Source organism: Brevundimonas sp. (genome assembly GCF_032107865.1).
Lineage (GTDB): Bacteria > Pseudomonadota > Alphaproteobacteria > Caulobacterales > Caulobacteraceae > Brevundimonas.
Genome location: NZ_DAMCNG010000215.1, coordinates 1 through 4,410, shown reverse-complemented (window position 1 = coordinate 4,410; position 4,410 = coordinate 1). Strand labels below are relative to the sequence as shown.

5 protein-coding genes are annotated in these 4,410 nt (G+C 67.2%); all 5 read left to right on the top strand.

Translation table 11 applies throughout. From position 1 onward, the window contains the following. Window positions 1–891, top strand: an 891-nt coding sequence (copD, locus tag RT567_RS14040; protein ID WP_313576897.1) for a copper homeostasis membrane protein CopD, incomplete at its 5' end; no start/stop codon positions are given. Window positions 892–1,058: 167 nt separating this feature from the next. Beyond that, window positions 1,059–1,340, top strand: coding sequence for a hypothetical protein (locus tag RT567_RS14035; RefSeq protein ID WP_087140736.1), 282 nt, complete (start codon window positions 1,059–1,061; stop codon window positions 1,338–1,340). Next, window positions 1,337–1,777 (top strand): periplasmic heavy metal sensor, encoded by a 441-nt coding sequence (locus RT567_RS14030; RefSeq protein WP_313576896.1) that lies wholly within the window; start codon window positions 1,337–1,339, stop codon window positions 1,775–1,777. Before RT567_RS14035 ends, RT567_RS14030 begins: the two co-directional genes overlap by 4 nt. Window positions 1,778–1,784: 7 nt before the next feature. Beyond that, entirely contained in the window at window positions 1,785–2,339 is a 555-nt protein-coding gene (locus RT567_RS14025; protein ID WP_313576895.1) for an RNA polymerase sigma factor, read from the top strand. A 164-nt stretch (window positions 2,340–2,503) separates the two neighbouring features. Further along, window positions 2,504–4,288 (top strand): copper resistance system multicopper oxidase, encoded by a 1,785-nt coding sequence (locus tag RT567_RS14020; protein ID WP_313576894.1) that lies wholly within the window; start codon window positions 2,504–2,506, stop codon window positions 4,286–4,288. Window positions 4,289–4,410: the final 122 nt, after the last annotated feature.

Here is a 4,410-nt window from a genome sequence, read left to right as displayed (position 1 = left end):
ATCATCCTCCTGCGCGGCGTGCAATACGCCGCCGGAGCGGTGCTGCTCGGCATGCCTGCGTTCATGCTGTACAGCGCACGCGCTGTCGGGCCGCTGGGCCTGCGCTGGCCGCGTCCGGCGACGGCGTGGGCGGCGGCGGGCCTGATACTGGCCGCGCCCGCCGCCCTGCTGGCTCAGACCGCCATGATGGCGGGCTCGCTGAGCGATGCGTTCAAACCCGAAGCCCTGATCTTCATGGTCACGGGTATGGGGCTGGGCAAGGCGTTGGTCGTACGGACTCTGGCGGCCGCCCTGGCTCTGGGCGCGGCCTTGTTGCTGCGGCCGGGGCGTCTGATGTGGAGTCTGCTTACGCTGCTGGGCGTGGTCGTCTCGGCCAGTTTCTCCTGGACCGGTCACGGTGCGGCGACGCAAGGGCCGGGGCATATGATCCACCCGGCCTCTGACATCGTGCACGCCGTGGCGGCCTCCGTCTGGGTCGGCGCCCTCGCCGCCTTCGCCGTCCTGATCGTTCGGCGGCCATCGGGCGATTCCGCCTGGGACGCCGGAGTGGCGCGCAGCCTGACCGGCTTCGCCGGGGTCGGTACGGCGGCGGTCGGCGCCCTGGTCGTAACGGGCCTGATCAACAGCGCCTATCTGGTCGGCCCGTCGAAGGCGCTGAGCCTGGGCGCCAGCCCCTATGGCGTCCTGCTGACGATCAAGCTGGCGCTGTTCGGGCTGATGGTTTGCCTGGCGGCGGCCAACCGCTTCCGTCTGGCGCCGTTGATGGCTCATGATGCTGGCCAGGCCATGCCGCATCTGAGGAAGAGTCTGGTGATCGAGTTCGGTCTGGCGCTGACGATCCTGGCCGTCGTGGCGGTCATGGGCGTTCAGCCGCCGCCCGCCTCGCTCTGACGTCAGTCGGGGCTGTGACGCTCAACCGCTTTCGTCACGGCCCCGACATGGCGTAGAGATTACAACGATTGGAACCATACGCCCTGGATGCGTACGCCTTCAGACGCCTTTTCAAGGGAAGGCGCGTCGTCTCGCGTATGAAAGACAGGGTCCGCGAAAGGTGCAGAATGACAAAAGACATCGACCGCATCCTGGCGACGCCGTTTCCAGCTGATGAAACCTTGCGGTTGGCGGGATTGGAGAACCAGGTCTGGCGGCGGATCGAAGAGCGGCAGGAGCAACGCCGTTCGGGTCAGGTGCGTCTGGCGGTCATGGCCGTCGCCCTGCTGGTCGGCGTGACGAACGGCGGCATGCTGGGCCAAGCGTTCAAGCCCAACCACTCCGACATTCAGGTCTTCAGCGTCTCTGCAGGCCTGTCGCCGATGACCCGTTTCGAGGTCGGCGGATGAGCGCCAACTGGAAGTCCATCGCCCTGACCGTGGCGCTGGCCGCCCTGGCCAGCGGGGGCGCCGCCTGGCTGGCCGCCGGCTGGATGATGAAGCAGCACGAGACGCCCAGCGTGCACGACATCGTGCATCAGAAGCTGGACCTGACCGCAGATCAGGACGCCCGCCTGGACGGGATCGAAGAGCATTTCACCGTGCGGCGTGAAACGTTGGAGGCCGACGTGCGCGCCGCCAACCGCGAACTGGCCAACGCCATCGCCGCCAGCCAGGGCGACAGCCCCGAGGTGCGCGCCGCCGTCGACCATTTTCATGACGCCATGGGCGCCTTGCAGAAGGCCACCATCGCCCATGTGTTTGAAATGCGCGCGGTTCTGACGCCGGAACAGGCCCGCATCTTCGACAAGGAAATCGCCGGCGCCCTTACGCAAGAGCCTCGGTAAGGCCGAGGTGACGGTCGGGGGCGATACAGACGAGGCGCGCGCCGCGCGCGGCGACCGCACAGCCTTCACCGCCCTGATGGCGGCGACCAGCGGCGACCTCTATCGCTTTGTTCGTCGTTACGTCGGCGACACGGACGAGGCCCACGACCTGCTGCAGGAAACCTATGTTTCGGCCTGGCTGGCGATACGGCGCTATGATCCGACGCGCTCCTTCGAGACATGGCTGCGCTCGATCGCCATCAACAAATGCCGCGACTGGGGCCGCAAGCGCACCGTGCGCCGCATCGTGCGCGGCGTCATGGGGCTGGACACGCCCGAAGCCATGGCCGTGGGCGAAGATGCGCCGGAAGCCGAGACCCAGCTGGACGATCGTCGGCGCATGGACGAGATGAATCGCGCCCTGGCCGCCCTACCCGACAACCTGAAGGCCCCGCTTCTGCTGGCCTCGCTGGAAGGCCGTTCCCATGCCGAGATCGCCGAAGTTCTGGGCGTCACGCCCAAGGCGGTCGAGACCCGTATCGCCCGCGCCCGACAGAAGCTGAACCAGGCTCTGGCGCGATAAGACGCACTGGCGTTGCGACTTGCCCGTCGCCGCGCCCTGACCAAAGCTGCGGCGCCCTGCCGCAACGGCGATGCAAGGGGCGACCGTGTCGCCTGCGTATCCCGATCAGACCCCCTCCCCGCGCGCCTTTCCAAGGCGAACGGCCTCTTTGAGACTTGGACTTCATGGCGACAACATCACTGGACCGTCGAACCCTGTTGCGAGGCGCCGCCCTGGGCGGCGGCATTCTGGGCCTTCAGGGCCTTCTGCCTGCCTGGGCGCAGACCGGATCGCCGGGCCTGCGGGCCGACCTGCCGACCCTGACCGGACCGAACATCGACCTGAGCGTGGGCGACTCCAGCTTCACCGTCGGCGGCCGCACCGGCCACGCCTTCATGATCAACGGCCTGCTGCCCGCGCCCCTGCTGCGGATGCGCGAGGGCCAGAACATGCGTCTGTCGGTGACCAACAATCTGGACGAGGACACCTCGATCCACTGGCACGGCCTGCTGCTGCCGTTCCAGATGGACGGCGTGCCGGGCGTCAGCTTCCCCGGCATCAAGCCGCGCGAAACCTTCGTCTATGAGTTCCCGATCAAGCAATCGGGCACCTATTGGTACCACAGCCATTCGGGCCTGCAGGAGGCCATGGGTCACTACGGCCCCATCGTCATCGATCCGGCGGGCGCTGATCCGATCGCCTATGACCGCGAGCACGTCCTGGTCCTGTCGGACTGGAGCTTCATGCATCCGCATGAAATCCTGGACAAGCTGAAGAAGAGCCCTGGCTACTTCAACATGCAGAAGACGACCCTGGCCGGCCTGCTGGACGGTTCGGATCGCCTGAACCTGGAAGAGCGCCGGATGTGGGGCGGGATGCGCATGGACCCGCGCGACATCCTGGACGTCAACGGCACGACCTACACCTATCTGATCAACGGCCATGGCCCCGAAGAGAACTGGACCGGCCTGTTCCGGCCCGGCGAGCGCGTGCGTCTGCGCATCATCAACGCTTCGGCCATGTCGATCTTCAACGTCCGCATCCCCGGCCTGCCGATGACCGTGGTTCAGGCCGACGGCGAGAACGTCCGCCCGGTCGAGGTCGACGAGTTCCAGATCTCGGTCGCCGAGACCTATGACGTCATCGTCCGCCCGACCGAGGACCGCGCCTATACCATCGTCTCCGAAGCCATCGACCGCTCGGGCATGGGCCGCGCCACCCTGGCGCCGCGCATGGGCATGACGGCCGAGGTTCCGCCGCTGCGCAAGGTGCCCAACCTGACCATGAAGGACATGGGCATGGGCGGCATGGATCACAGTGCGCACGGCGCAGCGGGCGCCGACCACGCGGCCATGGGGCACGGCGCCGCTGCGGGCGCTGCGGCGGCTGCGCCGATGGACCATTCGGGCATGAGCATGCGCGATCCGAACAACGCCCCAGCCGACATGGCTGTCGGCGTCGGCGTGGACGCCATCGCCCCGGCCCCGTCCAACCGTCTGGCCGACCGGCCGCAGGGCCTGGATGATGTCGATCACCGCGTGCTGGTCTATGCCGACCTGCGCTCGCTGACGCCGAACAAGGACACCCGCACGCCGTCGCGCACCATGGAGATCCACCTGACCGGCAATATGGAGCGGTTCATGTGGGGCTTCGATGGTCGCAAATTCTCGGAAGTGGTCGAACCGATCCGCTTCGAGCTGAACGAGCGCGTGCGCGTGACCCTGGTCAACGACACCATGATGGCCCACCCGATCCACCTGCATGGCCACTTCTTCGAACTGGTCAACGGCCATGATGGCAATCAACCGCTGAAGCACACGGTCAACGTCGCCCCCGGCGGCAAGGTCACCTTCGACCTGACCGCAGACGCGCCCGGCGACTGGGCCTTCCACTGTCACCTTCTGATGCACATGCACGCGGGCATGTTCAACGTCGTCACCGTTCGTCCGCTGGCTGGAGCCGCCTCGTGAAGTCCCTTTCCCTTTCTCAGGCCCTCTCCCTGACGCTCGCCCCGCTGGTGCTTGCCGCGGGCGGTCCTGCCCTGGCCCAGAGCCACGCCGGTCATGCGGGGCACGCCCCCGCAGCGTCGCCT

Coding starts and splice junctions, on each gene's coding strand:
- RT567_RS14020 (WP_313576894.1), top strand. CDS start 2,504: ATGGCGACAACATCACTGGACCGTCGAACCCTGTTGCGAGGCGCCGCC.
- RT567_RS14035 (WP_087140736.1), top strand. CDS start 1,059: ATGACAAAAGACATCGACCGCATCCTGGCGACGCCGTTTCCAGCTGAT.
- RT567_RS14030 (WP_313576896.1), top strand. CDS start 1,337: ATGAGCGCCAACTGGAAGTCCATCGCCCTGACCGTGGCGCTGGCCGCC.